Genomic DNA, 19,733 nt, shown 5'->3' with positions numbered 1-19,733 from the left:
GCCACCATGCCGCACTTTATTGCTGAATGCACCGACAACATCCGCGAGCAGGCCGACCTGCCGGGGCTGTTCGCCAAAGTCAACGAGGCGCTGGCCGCCACGGGCATCTTCCCGCCAGGCGGCATCCGCAGCCGTGCCCACTGGCTGGATACCTGGCAGATGGCCGACGGCAGGCACGATTACGCCTTTGTCCATATGACGCTGAAAATTGGTTCCGGGCGCAGCCTGGAGAGCCGGGAAGAGGTCGGTGAAATGCTGTTTGCGCTGATCAAAACGCACTTCGCGGAACTGATGGCGAGCCGCTATCTGGCGCTGTCCTTTGAGCTGGACGAGCTGCACCCGACGCTCAATTACAAACAAAACAACGTGCACGCGTTGTTTACGTAGCCGTCTGCTCGCCCGGTGGCGCTTCGCTTACCGGGCCTACAACGACCCCGAACGTAGGCCGGGTAAGCGAAGCGCCACCCGGCAACAGCAGCACCAAACCGTAGGCCGGGTAAGCGAAGCGCCACCCGGCAACAGCAGCACCAAACCGTAGGTCGGGTAAGCGCAGCGCCACCCGGCAAAAACAGGATATCGCCATGCTCGATAAACACACCCATACCCTGATCGCCCATCGTCTGCATCAGGCGGAGCAGTCCCGGGAGCAGATCCGCCAGATCTCCCTCGACTACCCGACGATCACCATTGACGACGCCTACGCCGTCCAACGCGAATGGGTCACCCTGAAAATTGCCGAAGGCCGCGTGCTGAAAGGCCACAAGATCGGCCTCACCTCCAAAGCGATGCAGGCCAGCTCGCAGATCAGCGAACCGGACTACGGCGCGCTACTGGACGACATGTTCTTCCACGACGGCAGCGACATCCCCGTCGATCGGTTTATCGTCCCGCGCATCGAGGTGGAGCTGGCCTTCGTGCTGGCAAAACCGCTGCGCGGCCCGAACTGCACGATCTTCGACGTCTACAACGCCACGGATTACGTGATCCCCGCGCTGGAGCTGATCGACGCCCGCTGCCACAACGTCGACCCGGAGACCCAGCGCCCGCGCAAGGTCTTCGACACCATCTCCGATAACGCCGCCAACGCGGGCGTGATCCTCGGCGGCCGCCCGATTAAGCCCGACGAGCTGGATCTGCGCTGGATCTCTGCCCTGCTCTACCGCAACGGCGTTATTGAAGAGACCGGCGTCGCTGCGGGCGTGCTTAACCACCCGGCCAACGGCGTGGCGTGGCTGGCGAACAAACTGGCCCCGTACGACGTGCAGCTTGAGCCCGGCCAGATCATCCTCGGCGGCTCGTTTACCCGCCCGGTGCCCGCCAGCAGAGGCGACACCTTCCACGTGGACTACGGCAATATGGGCTCCATCAGCTGCCGCTTTGTTTAGGAGAGAACGATGCAAAACGCATTCAAAGCGGCGCTGCAGGCAGGCCGCCCGCAAATTGGCTTATGGCTGGGGCTGACCAGCAGCTACAGCGCGGAGCTGCTGGCCGGGGCAGGCTTCGACTGGCTGCTGATCGACGGCGAGCACGCGCCGAACAGCGTGCAGACCATCTTAACCCAGTTGCAGGCCATCGCCCCTTATCCGAGCCAGCCGGTGGTCCGCCCGTCTTGGAACGATCCGGTGCAGATAAAACAGCTGCTGGACGTGGGGGCACAAACCCTGCTGGTACCGATGGTGCAAAACGCCGATGAAGCCCGTCTGGCGGTACGTTCTACCCGCTACCCGCCCGCAGGCATTCGTGGAGTGGGCAGCGCCCTGGCGCGCGCCTCGCGCTGGAACCGTATTCCGGATTACCTGCAGCAGGCTAACGACGCCATGTGCGTGCTGGTGCAAATCGAAACCCGCGAGGCGCTGAAAAACCTGCCGCAGATCCTGGACGTGGACGGCGTCGACGGCGTGTTTATCGGCCCGGCGGATCTGAGCGCCGACATGGGCTTTGCCGGCAATCCGCAGCACCCGGAAGTCCAGGCAGCCATCGAACAGGCGATCGCGCAGATACGCGCCGCCGGTAAAGCCCCCGGCATCCTGATGGCCAACGAGGCGCTGGCAAAACGCTATCTCGACCTCGGCGCGCTGTTTGTTGCCGTCGGCGTTGACACCACCCTGCTCGCCCGCGGCGCGGAAGCGCTGGCGGCACGCTTTATCGAAAAACCGGTTACGTCAGTTAATAACAATAAATCCGTCTACTAAACGTAAGATCTGGAGCGCACCATGACGACCTCTCCCCTGCAAACCCATGATAATAAAGCTGTTGAACATCGCGTCATTAACAAACTGTTCCGGCGCCTGATCGTGTTTCTCTTTATTCTGTTTGTCTTTTCGTTTCTCGATCGCATCAATATCGGCTTTGCCGGGCTGACGATGGGCAAAGATCTGGGCCTCACGTCCACCATGTTTGGCCTGGCCGCGACGCTGTTTTACGTCACCTACGTGCTGTGCGGGATCCCGAGCAACATCATGCTGGCGAAGATCGGCGCGCGGCGCTGGATCGCCGGGATCATGGTGGTGTGGGGCATCGCCTCCACCTGCACCATGTTCGCCACCAGTCCGCACACGCTGTATGTTTTACGCATGCTGGTAGGCATTGCCGAAGCCGGCTTCCTGCCGGGGATTTTGGTCTACCTCACCTGGTGGTTCCCGGCGTATCACCGCGCCCGCGCCAACGCGCTGTTTATGATTGCGATGCCGGTGACCATGATGCTCGGCTCGATCCTCTCCGGCTACATTCTGGCGATGGACGGGCTGTGGAACCTGAAGGGCTGGCAGTGGCTTTTCCTGCTGGAAGGGCTGCCGTCCGTAGTGCTCGGCGTGGTGACCTGGTTTTACCTCAACGACACGCCAGATCAGGCCACCTGGCTGGATGATGACGAAAAGCAGGCGCTGAAAACGATGATCGCCCGCGAGCAGGAGGTCGCGATTGCCCGACCCGTCACGCCACGCTCGACGCTGCGCGAAGTGCTAACACCCGCCGTGCTGCTCTACACGCTGGCCTACTTCTGCCTGACCAATACGCTGAGCGCGATCAACATCTGGACGCCGCAGATCCTGCAAAGCTTTAACACGGGGAGCAGCAATATCGTCATCGGCCTGCTGGCGGCGATCCCGCAGTTTTGTACCATCCTCGGGATGATCTGGTGGAGCCGCCGCTCCGACAGGCTGAAAGAGCGAAAAAAGCACACCATCCTGCCGTACCTGTTCGCCGCGGCGGGATGGATGCTGGCCTCAGCCACCGATCACAGCCTGATCCAGCTGCTTGGCATCATCATGGCCTCAACCGGATCGTTTACCGCCATGGCGATATTCTGGACCACGCCGGATCGGGTCATTAGCCTGCAGTCGCGCGCCGTGGCGCTGGCGGTGATCAACGCCATTGGCAACGTCGGATCCGCCGTCAGCCCGCTGCTGATCGGTATTCTGCGCGACGCTACCGGCAGCTTCAGTTCAGGGCTGTGGTTTGTCGCCGGGCTGCTGGTGGTCGGCGCGCTGGTGCTGACGCGCATCCCGATGACGCAGCGCGAAAGCCTGGAACGCGAGCCGGGCATCGCGGCGCAGAAGATCCACTAGGGAGCGGGTATGTGCCAGAGCCCCATCACCAACATCGATATCAGCAAGGAGTACGACGAAAGTCTGGGCACCGACGATGTGCACTACCAGTCGTTCGCGCGCATGGCGGCCTTTTTTGGCCGCGACATGCAGGCGCACCGTCACGACCAGTACTTTCAGATGCACTTTCTCGATACCGGGCAGATTGAACTCCAGCTCGACGATCACCGCTACTCGGTGCAGGCCCCGCTGTTCGTTCTCACGCCGCCGTCGGTGCCGCACGCGTTTATCACCGAATCCGACAGCGACGGTCACGTGCTGACGGTGCGCGAGGATCTGATCTGGCCGCTGCTGGAAGTACTCTACCCCGGCACGCGGGAGGCGTTTGGCCTGCCGGGGATCTGTCTGTCTCTGGCGGATAAGCCGGACGAGCTGGCGGCGCTAAAACACTACTGGCAGCTGATTGCCCGGGAATCCACGGAGCAGCTGCCCGGTCGCGAGCATACTCTGGTCCTGCTGGCCCAGGCGGTTTTCACCCTGCTGCTGCGCAACGCGAAGCTCGACGACCACGCTTCAGGCGGTATGCGCGGCGAGCTGAAGCTGTTCCAGCGCTTTACTCAGCTGATTGATGCGCACTACCACCAGCACTGGACGGTACCGGAATACGCCAGCGAGCTGCACCTGACCGAATCCCGACTGACCGATATCTGCCGCCGCTTCGCCAACCGCCCGCCGAAACGGCTGATCTTCGACCGCCAGCTGCGTGAAGCCAGGCGGCTGTTGCTCTTCTCCGACAGCACGGTCAGCGAGATTGCCTGGCAGCTGGGGTTTAAGGATCCGGCCTATTTTGCGCGGTTTTTTAACCGCTTAGTGGGGTGCTCGCCCAGCGCGTACCGGGCGCAAAAAGTACCGGTTTCCTGAGGTTCATCAGGTGAGTTCACGCTTTGCGAGCATGCTTCCAGAACCCGTCTCGTCGGGTTTTTATTCGTAATATTTTCCCCTAAGCTGACAGCCCATTGCACATCGTAAACTATGGGCTACAATAATGAAAAAGGTTAAACACTATTTAACCGCCGATGGGCACGACCCATTCGACGACTATTTGCGCAGCGTAAAAGACCCGATAGCGAAAGCCATGATCGCCACGCGTATTGCCCGAATGGCAACAGGGAATTATGGGGATTGTAAACCCTGCCGGGAAAGCGTGTCAGAGCTGAAAATAGATCAGGGGCCAGGCTACCGCGTCTATTTCAGCGAAGTCACCGATCCTTGTGATGGAGCAATCAGTCTGCTACTGCTCGGTGGAACGAAAAAGAAGCAAGACGCTGATATTGATAAGGCCGTTGAGTACCTTAACGACTTTAAGAACAGAAATGAGAGGTAAGAATGATGGCAAAGTCAGTGCTTCATGATGATGCGATGGTAAAACTCCTTAAGGATGATCCGGCATTTGCTCCGATTTATCTTCACCAGGCCTTTCTTGAGATTGATGAAGATGGCGGCTACGAGGCGTTCATTCTCGCACTGCGGCATGTTATTGAAGCCACCGGTGGCATGACGGCCATTGCGAAGCGCGCCGGTATTAGCCGTGAGTCACTTTATAAATCACTTTCACCAAATGGTAATCCGTCGTTTAAGCGCGTTGCGGCTGTTGCCTCAGCCACAGGATTCCCTATCTCCCGCATTGCAACCATCACCCAACAGCAACACGCCCCAGCCTAGGAAAGTCATCTGGAGGGGGAATCAATCCCCCGCACAGATCACAAAACCCACACCCACCCGAAAAGTACCCGCCGTTGTCCCAAACGTCCCTTCACGTTCCGCCCCTCTCAGGCTTCAATTAAACAACAAAAACAAAACATAAATTTAACAACCAAATTCCGATACGAGGTCCCTATGAAGCCTGAAGATTTCCGCACTGATGCCAAACGCCCGTTAACCGGCGAAGAGTATTTAAAAAGCCTGCAGGACGGTCGTGAGATTTATATCTACGGCGAACGCGTCAAAGATGTCACCACCCATCCGGCGTTTCGCAATGCGGCGGCCTCCATCGCGCAGATGTATGACGCGCTGCACAAACCGGACATGCAGGACACGCTGTGCTGGGGCACCGACACCGGCAGCGGCGGCTACACCCATAAGTTTTTCCGCGTGGCGAAAAGTGCCGACGACCTGCGCCAGCAGCGCGACGCTATCGCCGAGTGGTCGCGCCTGAGCTACGGCTGGATGGGCCGCACGCCGGACTACAAAGCCGCTTTCGGCTGCGCGCTCGGGGCTAATCCGGCCTTCTACGGCCAGTTCGAGCAGAACGCCCGCAACTGGTACACCCGCATTCAGGAAACCGGCCTGTACTTCAACCACGCCATCGTTAACCCACCCATCGACCGTCACAAACCGGCGGACGAGGTGAAGGACGTCTACATCAAGCTGGAGAAAGAGACCGACGCCGGGATCATCGTCAGCGGTGCGAAAGTGGTGGCCACCAACTCGGCGCTGACCCACTACAACATGATCGGCTTTGGCTCCGCGCAGGTGATGGGCGAAAACCCGGACTTCGCGCTGATGTTCGTTGCGCCGATGGATGCCGAGGGCGTGAAGCTGATCTCCCGCGCCTCTTACGAGATGGTGGCCGGCGCAACCGGCTCCCCGTATGACTACCCGCTCTCAAGCCGATTTGATGAGAACGATGCGATCCTGGTAATGGATCATGTGCTGATCCCGTGGGAAAACGTGCTGATCTACCGCGATTTCGACCGCTGCCGTCGCTGGACGATGGAGGGTGGCTTTGCGCGGATGTACCCGCTGCAAGCCTGCGTGCGTCTGGCGGTCAAACTCGACTTCATCACCGCCCTGCTGAAGAAATCCCTGGAGTGCACCGGTACCCTGGAGTTTCGCGGCGTGCAGGCGGATCTCGGCGAAGTGGTGGCCTGGCGCAACATGTTCTGGGCCCTGAGCGACTCCATGTGCTCCGAAGCCACACCGTGGGTCAACGGGGCGTATCTGCCGGATCACGCCGCGCTGCAAACCTACCGCGTGATGGCGCCAATGGCCTACGCCAAGATCAAGAACATCATCGAGCGTAACGTCACCTCCGGTCTGATCTACCTCCCGTCCAGCGCCCGGGATCTGAACAACCCGCAGATCGACCAGTATCTGGCGAAATACGTGCGCGGCTCCAACGGTATGGATCACGTTGAACGCATCAAGATTTTGAAGCTGATGTGGGATGCCATCGGCAGCGAGTTTGGCGGCCGTCACGAGCTGTATGAGATCAACTACTCCGGCAGCCAGGATGAGATCCGCCTGCAGTGTCTGCGCCAGGCGCAGAGCTCCGGCAATATGGACAAGATGATGGCGATGGTCGACCGTTGTATGTCCGAATACGACCAACACGGCTGGACGGTGCCGCACCTGCACAACAACAGCGATATCAACATGCTGGATCAGCTGCTGAAATAATGCAGCAGGAGGTTTTCATGCAATCAGAACAACGCCTGCGTTTTCGCGACGCGATGGCCAGCCTGTCGGCCGCGGTCAATGTGGTGACCACCGAGGGCGAAGCGGGCCGCTGCGGCATTACCGCCACCGCCGTCTGTTCGGTGACTGACACTCCGCCGTCGGTCATGGTGTGCATCAACGCCAACAGCGCCATGAACCCGGTATTCCAGGGCAACGGCAGGCTGTGCGTTAACGTGCTGAACCACGAGCAGGAGATCATGGCTCGCCATTTCGCCGGGATGACCGGTATGACGATGGAGGAGCGCTTTGCCCTCTCCTGCTGGCAGAAAGGCCCGCTGGCGCAACCGGTGCTCAAGGGCGCGCTGGCCAGCCTTGAAGGGGAGATTAGCCAGGTACAAACCATCGGCACGCATCTTGTTTATCTTGTTGAAATTAAAAACATCATTCTCAGTGAAGCAGGACACGGGCTGATCTACTTCAAACGCCGTTTCCACCCGGTCATGCTGGAGACGGAAGTCGCCGTGTAATTCCCCCTCGCGCTGGCCTTTTTCCCGGCCAGCGCCGCTTTCTACAAAAACTCCTAAGGTTTCCGCTAAATCACGCCGTTATATAACCATAAGAGAAATTTTCTGTGCCTGAATACTGACACTACGTGTCAGTGCACCCGCATCATTCAGCGCATACCTAAATATACAGGATGACCTTATGGCTAAAACGACGCGGAGCCGCTCGGCTGAACGTCTGGTCGATATTCTCCTTGAGCTCCATTTAAACGGTGTGGTAAACCGCAGTGCGTTAATGGAAAAATTTAAAATTACCGAGCGTACCGTCTACCGGGATTTAAATGCCCTTTCTCCCATTGTTGAACATACCGGTAACGGGCTATATCGGCTGATCCATTCCGCACAATCGCCTGGCGGACAAGGCTTACACCATACCCTTGCTAACTTTCTGAATGCTGATAGTTTTTTCCCTGACAGGAATACGGAATTCTGGCAAAAGCTGGAAACGCGCGTTGACGAGAACCATATTCTTATTCTTGCGAATGAAGCCGAACACACGGTACAACGCGATATTCGTCGTCATTTAACGAAAATCGAGAGCTCGATTAAAAACCATAATGTTTGCCAGATTGTTTATAAGGGTAAAACCCGTCTGATTAATCCCTATAAACTCATTAACAAAAAAAATATATGGTATTTACAAGCCACCGAAAATAGCCATCTGAAATCCTTCTCGTTGAGCCAGATTACCTGGTTTGATATTCAGAAAACGACATTCACCCCGGAAGAAAATGTCCTTGAGCTGCTGGAAAAAAGCCTCGACCCCTGGGTATCAGAAGATACTTTCGCGGTGAAAATATTCATCAAAGATAATATTTCACATTACTTCCTGCGCCGCGATCTTCTGCCGGAACAGGAGCTGCTGGAAGAGCAGCAGGGCGGCGTCACGCTGCGCTGCCAGGCGGCACACGAGAACCAGATCCTGCCGCTGCTGTTCTACTGGCTGCCCCATATTCAGATTCTGGAACCGAGCTGGCTGAAGGAGAAGCTCATCAGGACGCTGGAGAGCTATCTGGCCGTGGAGCAAGACCCGAATAATCAAGTGATCTCAATCACATAATTTCGCCCCCTGGCGGCGAGCCGGAACCGCTCGTCGCCCCCTTTGACCGCTCACCTGGCACTTTCAACCACTCATTCATTTACCGTCCTTTACGCGCGCGAGGATCTGGCAAGATCGCCTCAGCATTAATCAATACCTCCTCACAACAAACCCTGACCCTTTTTTCTTTACATAAAAAACCAGGTCTTACTATGGATACTAAAAAACTACTGAAGCACGTGCCCTGGGCCTTACTCGGGATCCTCGGCGCTTTTTGTCTGGCGGTTGTCGCATTACGCCGGGGCGAACACGTAAGCGCCCTGTGGATCGTGGTCGCGTCCGTTTCCGTCTATCTTGTTGCTTATCGCTACTACAGCTTGTACATCGCGCAGAAGGTCATGAAGCTCGACCCGACGCGTGCCACCCCGGCGGTCATTAACAATGACGGCCTGAACTACGTGCCAACCAACCGATACGTGCTGTTTGGTCACCACTTTGCCGCTATCGCCGGGGCAGGCCCGCTGGTCGGCCCGGTGCTGGCCGCGCAGATGGGCTACCTGCCGGGTACCCTGTGGCTTCTCGCTGGCGTGGTGCTGGCGGGTGCGGTGCAGGACTTTATGGTGCTGTTTATCTCTTCTCGCCGTAACGGCGCGTCTCTGGGTGAGATGGTTAAAGAAGAGATGGGCCGCGTGCCGGGGACCATCGCCCTGTTCGGCTGCTTCCTGATCATGATCATCATCCTCGCGGTGCTGGCGCTGATCGTGGTGAAAGCGCTGGCCGAAAGTCCGTGGGGTGTCTTCACCGTCTGCTCTACCGTGCCGATTGCGCTGTTCATGGGTATCTACATGCGCTTCCTGCGTCCGGGCCGCGTGGGCGAAGTGTCGGTGATTGGTATCGTGCTGCTGGTCGCCTCCATCTACTTCGGCGGCGTGATTGCGCACGACCCGTACTGGGGCCCGGCGCTGACCTTCAAGGACACCACCATCACCTTCGCGCTGATCGGCTACGCGTTTATCTCCGCGCTGCTGCCGGTCTGGCTGATTCTGGCCCCGCGTGACTACCTGGCAACCTTCCTCAAAATCGGCGTTATCGTCGGTCTGGCGATCGGCATCCTGGTGATTAACCCGGATCTGAAAATGCCGGCAGTGACCCAGTACATCGACGGTACCGGTCCACTGTGGAAAGGCGCCCTGTTCCCGTTCCTGTTCATCACCATCGCCTGCGGTGCGGTCTCCGGCTTCCACGCCCTGATTGCCTCCGGTACCACGCCTAAGCTGCTGGCGAACGAGAAAGACGCGCGTCTGATCGGCTACGGTGCCATGCTGATGGAATCCTTCGTGGCGATCATGGCGCTGGTTGCTGCGTCTATCATCGAACCGGGTCTCTACTTCGCGATGAACACCCCGCCTGCTGGCCTCGGCATTACCATGCCAAACCTGCACGAGATGGGCGGCGACAACGCGGCGCTGATCATGGCGCAGCTGAAAGACGCGAGCGCACACGCTGCGGCGACCGTCAGCTCCTGGGGCTTTGTGATTTCGCCAGAGCAGATCATGCAAACCGCGAAAGACATCGGCGAACCGTCCGTGCTGAACCGCGCCGGTGGCGCACCGACGCTGGCCGTGGGTATCGCACACGTGTTCCACAAAGTGCTGCCGTGGGCGGACATGGGCTTCTGGTACCACTTCGGTATTCTGTTCGAAGCGCTGTTCATCCTCACCGCGCTGGACGCCGGTACCCGTGCGGGCCGCTTCATGCTCCAGGATTTGCTCGGTAACTTCGTGCCGTTCCTGAAGAAAACCGACTCTCTGGTGGCGGGCGTACTGGGCACCGCGGGCTGCGTAGGCCTGTGGGGCTACCTGCTGTATCAGGGCGTTGTCGACCCACTGGGCGGCGTGAAGAGCCTGTGGCCACTGTTCGGTATCTCTAACCAGATGCTCGCAGCGGTTGCGCTGGTGCTCGGCACCGTCGTGCTGGTGAAGATGAAGCGCACCAAATACATCTGGGTCACCGTGGTACCTGCGCTGTGGCTGCTGCTCTGCACCACCTGGGCGCTTGGCCTGAAGCTGTTCAGCGCCAACCCGCAGCTGGAAGGCTTCTTCTTCATGGCTAACCAGTACAAAGAGAAGATTGCCGCAGGCGGCGCGGATCTGACCGCGCAGCAGATTGCCAACATGAACCATATCGTGGTGAACAACTACACCAACGCGGGTCTGAGCATTCTGTTCCTGGTGGTGGTGTACAGCATCATCTTCTACGGCATCAAAACCTGGATGAACGTGCGTAACGCCGAGGGCCGTACGGATAAAGAAACCCCGTACGTACCCGTGCCGGAAGGCGGCGTGAAGACCTCTTCGCACCATTAATCCCGCCTGTAACTGTAGGCCCGGTAAGCGTAGCGCCACCGGGCTTTTTCTTATCAGGACACGTTATGTTTGGTAACTTAGGCGAAGCAAAAAAATACCTCGGTCAGGCGGCAAAAATGCTGATTGGCATTCCGGACTATGACAACTACGTTGAGCATATGAAGACCAACCATCCGGATAAGCCGTACATGACCTACACCGAATTCTTCCGCGAGCGCCAGGAAGCGCGCTACGGCGGAAGTGGAGAAGGCGGCGTTCGCTGCTGCTAAAGGAGAGACCATGACCCCGATTGCCGTTACCCTGCTGACCGGTTTCCTCGGCGCCGGTAAAACCACCCTGCTGCGCCACATTCTGAACGAGCAGCACGGCTTCAAAATCGCCGTCATAGAAAACGAGTTCGGCGAAGTCTCCGTTGACGACCAGCTGATTGGCGATCGCGCCACGCAGATCAAAACCCTGACCAACGGCTGCATCTGCTGTACCCGCTCTAACGAGCTCGAAGACGCCCTGCTTGACCTGCTCGACAGCCGCGATCGCGGTGACATCGATTTCGACCGTCTGGTAATCGAGTGCACCGGCATGGCCGACCCCGGCCCGATTATTCAGACCTTTTTCTCGCACGATATTCTTTGCCAGCGCTACCTGCTGGACGGCGTCATTGCCCTCGTCGATGCGGTCCACGCCGACGAGCAGATGAACCAGTTCACTATCGCCCAGTCTCAGGTGGGCTACGCCGACCGCATCCTGCTGACCAAAACCGACGTGGCAGGTGACAGCGAAAAGCTGCGCGAGCGTCTGACCCGCATTAACTCCCGCGCGCCGATTTACACGGTGACCCACGGCGATATCGACCTGTCTCAGCTGTTCAACACCAACGGCTTTATGCTGGAAGAGAACGTCACCGCGAAGCCGCGCTTCCACTTTATGGGGGATAAGCAAAACGACGTGGCGTCGATTGTGGTGGAGCTGGACTACCCGGTGGACATCAGCGACGTGTCCCGCGTCATGGAGAACCTGCTGCTGTCGTTTGCCGACAAGCTGCTGCGCTACAAGGGGATGCTGTGGATTGGCGGCGAGCCGAACCGCCTGCTGTTCCAGGGCGTGCAGCGCCTGTACAGCGCCGACTGGGACAGACCGTGGGGCGATGAACCGCCGCACAGCGTGATGGTGTTCATTGGCATACAGCTGCCGGAAGAGGAGATTCGGGCGGCGTTTGCAGGTCTGAAGAAATAACCGCTATGCATTTCCTCTGCCCAGTAATTTATTAACCTGAAGCGATGAGTTTTGTATCAGGAAAATGAATAAATTACAGCGATGTCCTGGTCCGGCTGTAAATCGCCGAGGCGTTTCCGTAAGGCCGGGGCGAGGCGCAGGGATGCGCCGAGAGGGCGTGGCCTGCAGGGATGCAGGCTCATGCCCGACCCGATAGCCTGAAGGAATAAGCTGAGGGAACCGCGAAGCGGCGATTTACCGCCGGGAGCCCGGGTCGCCAGGGTGGTGGCGATTGAGCCACCCTGGCACGTTCACCGGTCATGTCGTTACAGAGTAGCAAGGAACATAAAGTGAACGGAATGACCACCACAGCCGTATGTTCCCCCTCACCCCAGCCCTCTCCCTCAAGGGAGAGGGAGCCGTCTGTGCAGGCATTATTTCGTGGGGATACTTATTTCACCGCCTCCGGCAGCGTCACAATCCACAGCTCGCTGTCCGACTCCGGCTTCTTCAGCGGCTTCACGCTGAGCGTGGTTTCAACCGGCTTATCATCCAGCGTCAGCGTGCCTTCCGCGTTCACCCGATAATCCTTGAGCTTCTTGCCCTCGACCGGGTTTTGCATCGCCACCTTCACGCCAAAATCGTTATCGTTCGCCACCGCAAGCGTTTTGCTGTCGATCAGCGCCAGCCCTTCGGCCTTTTCCTGCTGCCAGCCAAGGGCACGCAAATCGACAACCTGGGTTTTAGCCGCAAGGGTAATGCCGCGCTGCGCCAGGGTTTTCTCATCATCAAACTCCGGGTACTCGCCCGGCTTGTCGAAGGCGGTCAGGTCGCTCGCCTTGCTGAGATCCACCTTATAGATAAGGTTGCGCATCCCGTCGTTTTTATCGCTGCCCTGCTCAATCAGCAGGATGTGCTGGTCATCGAGCGCCACAATGTCGCCGATTTTGGCGTCGCTGTTTTTGCTGTAGGCCGCGCTGTCGATTGGGTAACCGTACATCGCAGTTTTCCCGGTCGCCGGGTCAAAGCTCACCAGACGCGTAAACAGCGCCTGTTTTTTGCTCTTACCGTCGATATCCAGCGTACTTTGTACGGCGGCGATAATACGCCCGTCCGGCATCCGGGTCAGGCCTTCAAAGCCCCGGTTCGGCTGGCGCCATTTGATGATGTTTGGCAGACCGCCCGCGATAGATTTCTCCCCTTCGGCCGCCTGCGGCCCGTGGATCGCCAGGATCTTCCCTTTGCTGTCGACGTTAATCAGGAACGGGCCATACTCATCGCACAGCCAGTATCCGCCTTTGCCGTCCGGCGTAATGCCTTCCGTGTCCAGCCCGCGGTTGTCACCCTTCAACGTCTTTAACGTGTCGCTGAATGCCACTTCATTGGTGGAGCCAATCACGCCGCTTTGCAGCGGCAGACCGTTAATCTCGCCTTTATCGTCATGCAGCGGGCGGGCATCCGTTGCTTCTGCTTTGCCGTTCTGGACGCGAATGGTCATCAGCAGCGGCGCGAAATCCGGCGTGACAAAAATTTTGGCTTCGTTTTTCCCGCTTTTTGGCGCGTCCGCGTTCGGACCGCGATCGGTCACGGTGGCAAAGGTTAGGGCATCGCCCTGCTTGCCCGTAAACAGCAGGCCAGAGCCAATGCCGACAGGGAGTCCATGGGGGAACGCATCGGCAAATTCGCCGCTGTAGCTCACATGCGAGCCTTCGGGAAAGCTGACGACATAGCGTTCAGCCGTGGGCTGTGCCGCCAGGCCAGAGAAAGAGAGCGCACAACCGATGAGCACAGGAATAATTTTTCTTTTCATATTGTTAGCATCCAGTAAGTGAAGCCAACAACGTAAAGAATAAACGTGTCAGAAAAATGACATGGAATGGACAACCACTTGGGCGATCGAACGTATGTTTATCGACCAAAATGTAATAATTTATTTTTTTGTATGACACATGAAACATCTTTGGAAATTATTAGAAACCCAATTAATTCATGTCGAATCACTATCCCCACCTCGTTCAGTTTATGTTTAGTCAAAAAACCAAACCGTTCCTAAACGGCAAAAAAATTATCGGTTGACGCCTCTACAACAAAACATCAGCGCAACATTTAAAAGTAAAGCAATTAACAAAATCAGTATAAAAGCGCGATAGCTATCACATTTGCAGTCATAAACATCGCTTGTTAAGGTGCGCCCAGATGAATTTAATGACGAGGCATAAAACATGAAAAAACTGAATATCCTTCTTCTTTCTGCTCTGGCTGCCGTATCGGGTTCCGCACTGGCAATGGGCGGCACCGTTGAGCAGGGTAAGAACTTTACTAACCTTAATCTGGAAATGGGTAAATCCTCGTCCGGTCTGTATGTCGAAAGTAACTGGCTCAAAAACACCGAAGATGGTACCCAGACCGGCGGCGTTGGCGCAGGCTACAACCTGGAAGTGGGTCCGGTGATGCTGAATGCGGGCGCGAAGGCAATCTACCTCGGCCCGAAAAAAGGCGATAACGGTGTGGCGTTCCCGATCGGTGGCGGCGTAAACGTTGCGCTGACCGACAGCATCCACGTGTATGGTGAAGGCTATGTGGCACCTGAAGGCCTGAACAACAGCGTGAAAAACTACGTTGAAGCCAACGGCGGCGTAAGCTGGACGCCAATTACGCCAGTGACCCTGAAGGTGGGTTACCGCCACGTGAGCGTTGATGGCAAAGACGGCCGTCCTGGCCACACGCTGATTGACGGCGCATATGTAGGCGGTGGAGTCACCTTCTGATGAAACACCGCATCACCGCGCTTTGCGTTCTGAGCCTCACGCTGATGCTCACCGGCTGCGTCCAGTACAAATGGGTGAAACCGGGCGTCAGCGACGTTGAAATGAATAAAAAGCTCACGGAATGCGAAGCGCAGGCACTGATCGATCTGCCCCCGGATAACGTGGTGACCGGTTCAAGCTCGGAAAAAACGGACAAATCGAAAAAGAAAAAGGACACTTCCACGAGCTACACGGTTGAAGACGCGAATGAATATCGCCGTAATACGTTAGTCGACAGCTGCATGTTCAAAAGCGGCTGGGACAAGATCGAAGTGCAATGACCCCTTAAAAAAACCTGCCGATTGGCAGGTTTTTTATTACCTCTTACTTGCGAACAACAACCAGCTTCTGGTTCACAAACTCTTTGATCCCCAGATCCGACAGCTCGCGTCCGTAACCGGAACGCTTCACGCCGCCGAACGGCAGCTCTGGTGCGGTATCGGTGAGCCAGTTGATATACACCATCCCGGTCTCAATCCGCGACGCCATTTTCTTCGCGCGTTCAATATCCTTGCTGAACACCGCGCCGCCCAGGCCATAGTGGGAATCGTTCGCCAGGGCGACCGCCTCGTCGTCATTTTTCACCACGTACATCTGCGCCACCGGGCCAAAGAACTCCTCGAAATATGCCGGGTTATCGCGCGAGATATTCGTCAGGATCGTCGGCTCGAAGAAGCTCCCGTCGCGCTGAACCGGCTTGCCGCCATAGTGCAGCGTCGCACCGTTTTTCACCGCCTCGTTAACCTGTCTGGTCAGCGTTTCCAGGGCATCTTTAGACGAGAGTGGTCCCAGCGTGGTGCTTTCATCCAGCGGGTCGCCAATCTTCACCTGCTTAAATGCCTCGGTGAATTTGCTCAGAAAGGCATCTGCAATTTTCTCGTGCAGGATAAAGCGCTTCGCCGCGGTACAGACCTGCCCGGCGTTGTTGAGCCGCGCATTCACGCCAGTCTTCACGGCTTTGTCCAGATCCGCGTCATCGAGCACCACGAAGACGTCGTTCCCGCCCAGCTCAAGGGTCGATTTCTTGATGTGCTTCGCCGCCTGCGCGGCCACCACGCTGCCGGCTTTTTCGGAACCGGTCAGCGCGGCACCTTGCACGCGATCGTCGGCGATGATGTTCGCCACCTGCTCAGACGAAATAAAGAGGTTCGTCCACGCCCCTTCCGGCGCACCCGCCTCGCGCACCAGATGCGCAAAAGCCTCGGCGCAGTGCGGCACGATGCTGGCATGTTTAGCCAGCACGGGGTTACCCGCCGCCAGGTTCGGTGCCAGAACGCGCATCAGCTGGTAATACGGGAAGTTCCACGGCTCAACGGCCATCAGCACGCCGATCGGGTGATGCTCCACCCACGCATCCCCGAGTTCAGATGGGTACTTCACCGGAGCCAGGAACTGCTTCGCGTTGTCCGCATAGTAGCGGGCGATTTGCGCGCACAGCTTCACCTCGCTGCGGCTCTGTTCGATAAGCTTCCCCATCTCCTGGCTGGCGATTTTAGCCAGCTCCTCAGTACGCTCGTCGATCAGGTCGGCAAGCTTATGCAGCACCGGCAGGCGCTGGCTGATGTCGCCTTTCGCCCATTCTGAATGGTAGAGCGCATCGGCCGCCTTCAGCGCCGCTTCAATATCCGCGTCGGTATGTGAGGGGTATTCTTTGATGAGCTGGTTAGTGGCAGGATTTACTGTCTGATAAGCCATGTCGAATCTCCTTGTTTTACCGCTTAGGGTATTAAGGGTAGTCAACATGACTGGAAGTAAAAGTAAAGTTTGGTATGTATGCTGACTCGAAGTTCCCGCCTCGCCATTTTCTTCTTGAGATAGATAATGGCATTAACTACTATCAATCGATTAATCTGAAAACCTACTAATTACTTACAATAGTTATTTAGACCATCAAGGTAACATAGTGAAACTATTCAAAAATGATGATGCTTTCTTCGATAGAGTATCAAAAATTAGCACAATATTTGCTACAACGGGGACGTTAGTCTTCGGCATTTATGCCTACTTTAATACGATACACCCCGTATTTGAAAAAGAAAAAGAATTGCAAGGCTTAAGAGCAGAAAAGCTTAGTCTTGAATCAGAGAAGAGTAGATTAAATACTGACAACCTCTTATTGAAAAATAAATTCACAGCATCGAGTAATCGTTTGAATGAACTCAATGAAAAACTTAACAAAACAAACACCGTTCTGTTAGAGAAGCAAAATTTGCTTGATAAATTAAACAGAGATCTTGTTGTAGCACAAAAGCAAACTATCCTCGGAAAACTAGATATGCTGCGGGAAAAACTCCTTAGCACCGCCATTTATCAAATATCAACAAAAGGAAAAACAAAGTTTGATATTATTTCTTATTCAAGATCATTACTTCCCGACAAAAAAAAGGAAGTTTCACCTACTGATAAAAAAGCCTATGAATATTTTGAAGGTTACATTCACAATAATAGCAACCAAAAAATCGAGGAGATTGACGACATCATAAAGTATGCCGTTATGCTGCCTGTATCATATAAAATTAAAGAAAATATGTTAAATGATAATGACTAATCTTTGTTTAGCTAAGGGCTTTGCACATTCCCCCCGTCTCCCTCTATCCTTAACCCATGGAAAAAATAGCTGAACTCAAACGCGCCAAGCTGCTGGCGCTGTCGCTGCTGCTGGTTGCCGCCGCGGCGTTTATCACCACCCTGTTCCTGCCGCAGACCTTTTGGGTGCGCGGCGTGAAGGCCATTGCCGAGGCGGCGATGGTCGGCGCGCTGGCTGACTGGTTTGCCGTGGTCGCGCTGTTCCGTCGGGTGCCCATTCCGTTTATCTCGCGCCATACGGCGATTATTCCGCGCAATAAGGACCGGATCGGCGACAATCTCGGCCAGTTCGTGCAGGAGAAGTTTCTGGATACTCAGTCGCTGGTGGCGTTGATCCGCCGCTATGAACCTGCACAGATGATCGGTGCCTGGTTCAGCAAGCCTGAAAACGCCCAGCGCGTCGGGCTGCATCTGATGCAGGTGATGAGCGGTTTTCTTGAACTGACCGACGACGGGCGCATCCAGCGTCTGCTCAAACGCGCGGTGCATAAGGCCATCGACAAGGTCGACTTCACCGAAACCAGCGCCGTGATGCTGGAGAGCATGACCAAAAACAACCGCCACCAGGTGCTGCTGGACGCCATCATCAACCGCCTGATTACCCTGATTCAGCGAGAAAGCACGCGGGAATTTATTGCCGACCAGATTGTTCACTGGCTGAAGACCGAGCATCCCCGCAAGGCGATGGTGCTGCCCACCGAGTGGCTGGGGGACCAGAGTGCGGAGATGGTATCGAACGCGGTGAACACGCTACTGGACGACATCAGCCACGACCGCACGCACCAGATCCGCCAGGCGTTTGACCGCGCCACGCTGAAGCTTATCGACAACCTGAAAAACGATCCGGAAATGGCGGAGAAAGCCGATAACATCAAGCACTACCTGAAAAATGACGAAGCGTTTAACCGCTACCTGGGCGAGATGTGGGCCGACCTGCGCCAGTGGCTGAAGGCGGATATGCAGAGTGAGGACTCGCGCGTGAAGCAGCGCATCGCCAACGCCGGGCTGTGGTTTGGCGAAACGCTGACGCACGACGCCAGCCTGCGGGCGTCGCTGAACGAGCATCTGGAACAGGCCGCGCACCGCCTCGCGCCGGATTTCGCGGCGTTTCTTACTCGCCACATCAGCGACACGGTCAAAAGCTGGGATGCCAAAGACATGTCCCGCCAGATTGAGCTCAACATCGGCAAGGACCTGCAGTTTATCCGCGTCAACGGTACGCTGGTGGGCGGGACGATTGGTCTGATCCTGTTTTTACTCTCGCAAATTCCGACGCTTATCCATTGAGCGTCCTGAAGATCAGTTCACGCATCCTGTTTACGGCTGCATCAGCCGGGATATTTCCCTGATGCAGCGCAATCCCCAGCTCCCCTGCATCCGGCAGCAAACGGCTGTCGACCTGTAGCGTATCAGGCAGGCCAATACGCGTGCGAAGCGTAATACCCAGCCCCGCGCTGACTCCCGCCCACAGCCCGCTCAGGCTATGGCTGGTAAAGGCGATACGCCAGGGAATGCCAGCCGAATCCAGCGCCGCGATGGCCCTGCTGCGCAGGATACAGGGCGCGTCAAACATCACCAGCGGCAGCGGCTCGCCCCGGCGCAGATACCCTTCAATATCCTCGCGGGATCGACAAACCCATGCAAGCGGTTCGCTGCGCACATAGTCGCCTTCTCGCCCTTCCTGCCAGACCAGCGCAAGATCGAGTTCGTTTGCCGCCACGCCGTTCAGCAGCGGCTGGTTGCGATCGACGCGTGCGGTTATCCGCAGTTCAGGGTGCTGTCTGTTAAACTCACCGAGAACCTGCGGCATCACGGACTCGCCGAAATCTTCCTGCATTCCCAGACGAACTTCCCCCTGAAGCAACTCGCCCTTTATTGCCCGTAGCGCCTCATCATTTAACGCCAGCATGCGTCGGGCGTAGCTCAGCAGAATTTCACCCGCGGAGGTCAATGCCAGCGTACGGCCCTGCTTCACGGTGAGCGCAACACCGCACTGCTGCTCCAGCTTTTTTAGCTGGGCGCTGACCGCAGATGTGGACCGACACAATCTGTCCGCCGCCTCGGCAAAACTGGCGGACTGGATCCCCTCCACAAAACTGCGCAGCGCGTCCAGGTCTAATGCCAAAAGTCGTTTATCCATACCATCCTCATTTTCA

General features: G+C 56.7%; 21 protein-coding genes. 17 read left to right on the top strand and 4 right to left on the bottom strand.

What is annotated here, in order from left to right:
* The first annotated feature begins 6 nt into the window (after nt 1–6).
* A complete protein-coding gene (locus E3U32_RS15960) occupies nt 7–387 on the top strand; it encodes a 5-carboxymethyl-2-hydroxymuconate Delta-isomerase (protein ID WP_134349564.1) in 381 nt (126 codons plus the stop codon).
* Here E3U32_RS15960 and E3U32_RS15955 read toward each other — a convergent pair.
* Nucleotides 380–583, bottom strand: a complete 204-nt coding sequence (locus E3U32_RS15955; RefSeq protein WP_134349563.1) for a hypothetical protein — start codon at nt 581–583, stop codon at nt 380–382. The genes E3U32_RS15960 and E3U32_RS15955 overlap by 8 nt on opposite strands.
* Here E3U32_RS15955 and hpaH point away from each other — a divergent pair.
* The 12 genes from hpaH to yjiA all read left to right on the top strand — a co-directional run bounded on the left by hpaH (nt 582) and on the right by yjiA (nt 12,205).
* Nucleotides 582–1,385 carry a 2-oxo-hept-4-ene-1,7-dioate hydratase gene (gene hpaH / locus E3U32_RS15950; RefSeq protein WP_134349562.1) on the top strand — a complete coding sequence of 268 codons (804 nt, stop codon included), beginning with the start codon at nt 582–584 and terminating at the stop codon, nt 1,383–1,385. The genes E3U32_RS15955 and hpaH overlap by 2 nt on opposite strands.
* A gap of 9 nt (nt 1,386–1,394) precedes the next feature.
* Nucleotides 1,395–2,192 (top strand): 4-hydroxy-2-oxoheptanedioate aldolase, encoded by a 798-nt coding sequence (hpaI, locus tag E3U32_RS15945; RefSeq protein ID WP_134349561.1) that lies wholly within the window; start codon nt 1,395–1,397, stop codon nt 2,190–2,192.
* Between the two features lie 21 nt (nt 2,193–2,213).
* The gene (hpaX, locus tag E3U32_RS15940) at nt 2,214–3,566 is read left to right on the top strand and encodes a 4-hydroxyphenylacetate permease (RefSeq protein WP_134349560.1); all 1,353 of its coding nucleotides are present in this window, start codon (nt 2,214–2,216) and stop codon (nt 3,564–3,566) included.
* A gap of 9 nt (nt 3,567–3,575) precedes the next feature.
* A complete protein-coding gene (gene hpaA / locus E3U32_RS15935; protein WP_134349559.1) occupies nt 3,576–4,466 on the top strand; it encodes a 4-hydroxyphenylacetate catabolism regulatory protein HpaA in 891 nt (296 codons plus the stop codon).
* Nucleotides 4,467–4,590: 124 nt separating this feature from the next.
* Nucleotides 4,591–4,929, top strand: coding sequence for a type II toxin-antitoxin system RelE/ParE family toxin (locus E3U32_RS15930; RefSeq protein WP_134349558.1), 339 nt, complete (start codon nt 4,591–4,593; stop codon nt 4,927–4,929).
* A 5-nt stretch (nt 4,930–4,934) separates the two neighbouring features.
* Complete coding sequence (locus tag E3U32_RS15925; protein WP_134349740.1) at nt 4,935–5,267, top strand: addiction module antidote protein; 333 nt, start codon at nt 4,935–4,937, stop codon at nt 5,265–5,267.
* A gap of 174 nt (nt 5,268–5,441) precedes the next feature.
* Nucleotides 5,442–7,004, top strand: coding sequence for a 4-hydroxyphenylacetate 3-monooxygenase, oxygenase component (gene hpaB, locus E3U32_RS15920; protein ID WP_134349557.1), 1,563 nt, complete (start codon nt 5,442–5,444; stop codon nt 7,002–7,004).
* A gap of 17 nt (nt 7,005–7,021) precedes the next feature.
* Nucleotides 7,022–7,531 (top strand): 4-hydroxyphenylacetate 3-monooxygenase reductase subunit, encoded by a 510-nt coding sequence (locus tag E3U32_RS15915; protein ID WP_134349556.1) that lies wholly within the window; start codon nt 7,022–7,024, stop codon nt 7,529–7,531.
* Between the two features lie 178 nt (nt 7,532–7,709).
* Nucleotides 7,710–8,627, top strand: a complete 918-nt coding sequence (locus E3U32_RS15910; protein WP_134349555.1) for a helix-turn-helix transcriptional regulator — start codon at nt 7,710–7,712, stop codon at nt 8,625–8,627.
* Between the two features lie 191 nt (nt 8,628–8,818).
* A complete protein-coding gene (locus tag E3U32_RS15905) occupies nt 8,819–10,972 on the top strand; it encodes a carbon starvation CstA family protein (protein ID WP_134349554.1) in 2,154 nt (717 codons plus the stop codon).
* A 65-nt stretch (nt 10,973–11,037) separates the two neighbouring features.
* Entirely contained in the window at nt 11,038–11,241 is a 204-nt protein-coding gene (locus tag E3U32_RS15900; protein ID WP_003856610.1) for a YbdD/YjiX family protein, read from the top strand.
* A 10-nt stretch (nt 11,242–11,251) separates the two neighbouring features.
* Nucleotides 11,252–12,205 (top strand): GTPase, encoded by a 954-nt coding sequence (yjiA, locus tag E3U32_RS15895; RefSeq protein ID WP_134349553.1) that lies wholly within the window; start codon nt 11,252–11,254, stop codon nt 12,203–12,205.
* A gap of 430 nt (nt 12,206–12,635) precedes the next feature.
* Here yjiA and E3U32_RS15890 read toward each other — a convergent pair whose 3' ends face one another.
* A complete protein-coding gene (locus E3U32_RS15890; RefSeq protein WP_134349552.1) occupies nt 12,636–13,994 on the bottom strand; it encodes an esterase-like activity of phytase family protein in 1,359 nt (452 codons plus the stop codon).
* Nucleotides 13,995–14,406: 412 nt separating this feature from the next.
* Between E3U32_RS15890 and E3U32_RS15885 the strand changes: the two genes are divergently transcribed.
* Both E3U32_RS15885 and E3U32_RS15880 read left to right on the top strand, forming a co-directional pair.
* Nucleotides 14,407–14,952 (top strand): YfaZ family outer membrane protein, encoded by a 546-nt coding sequence (locus E3U32_RS15885; protein WP_134349551.1) that lies wholly within the window; start codon nt 14,407–14,409, stop codon nt 14,950–14,952.
* Nucleotides 14,952–15,272 carry a hypothetical protein gene (locus tag E3U32_RS15880; RefSeq protein WP_134349550.1) on the top strand — a complete coding sequence of 107 codons (321 nt, stop codon included), beginning with the start codon at nt 14,952–14,954 and terminating at the stop codon, nt 15,270–15,272. The genes E3U32_RS15885 and E3U32_RS15880 overlap by 1 nt, the downstream gene beginning before the upstream one ends.
* Nucleotides 15,273–15,315: 43 nt before the next feature.
* On the opposite strand, the gene E3U32_RS15875 is transcribed toward E3U32_RS15880, so the two are convergent.
* A complete protein-coding gene (locus tag E3U32_RS15875) occupies nt 15,316–16,686 on the bottom strand; it encodes an NAD-dependent succinate-semialdehyde dehydrogenase (RefSeq protein WP_134349549.1) in 1,371 nt (456 codons plus the stop codon).
* 208 nt (nt 16,687–16,894) lie between these two features.
* Here E3U32_RS15875 and E3U32_RS15870 point away from each other — a divergent pair, with 208 nt between their 5' ends.
* Together E3U32_RS15870 and E3U32_RS15865 are read left to right on the top strand one after the other, a co-directional pair.
* A complete protein-coding gene (locus E3U32_RS15870) occupies nt 16,895–17,539 on the top strand; it encodes a hypothetical protein (RefSeq protein WP_134349548.1) in 645 nt (214 codons plus the stop codon).
* Between the two features lie 56 nt (nt 17,540–17,595).
* Nucleotides 17,596–18,864, top strand: a complete 1,269-nt coding sequence (locus E3U32_RS15865; RefSeq protein WP_134349547.1) for a DUF445 domain-containing protein — start codon at nt 17,596–17,598, stop codon at nt 18,862–18,864.
* Here the strand turns inward: E3U32_RS15865 and E3U32_RS15860 are convergent.
* Nucleotides 18,854–19,717, bottom strand: a complete 864-nt coding sequence (locus tag E3U32_RS15860; protein ID WP_134349546.1) for a LysR substrate-binding domain-containing protein — start codon at nt 19,715–19,717, stop codon at nt 18,854–18,856. The two genes, E3U32_RS15865 and E3U32_RS15860, sit on opposite strands and share 11 nt — an antisense overlap.
* Nucleotides 19,718–19,733: the final 16 nt, after the last annotated feature.

The organism is Lelliottia nimipressuralis, assembly GCF_004402045.1.
Lineage (GTDB): Bacteria > Pseudomonadota > Gammaproteobacteria > Enterobacterales > Enterobacteriaceae > Enterobacter > Enterobacter chinensis.
Note: the sequence above shows the minus strand (reverse complement) of the source record. Positions and strands in the feature narration are given on the sequence as shown.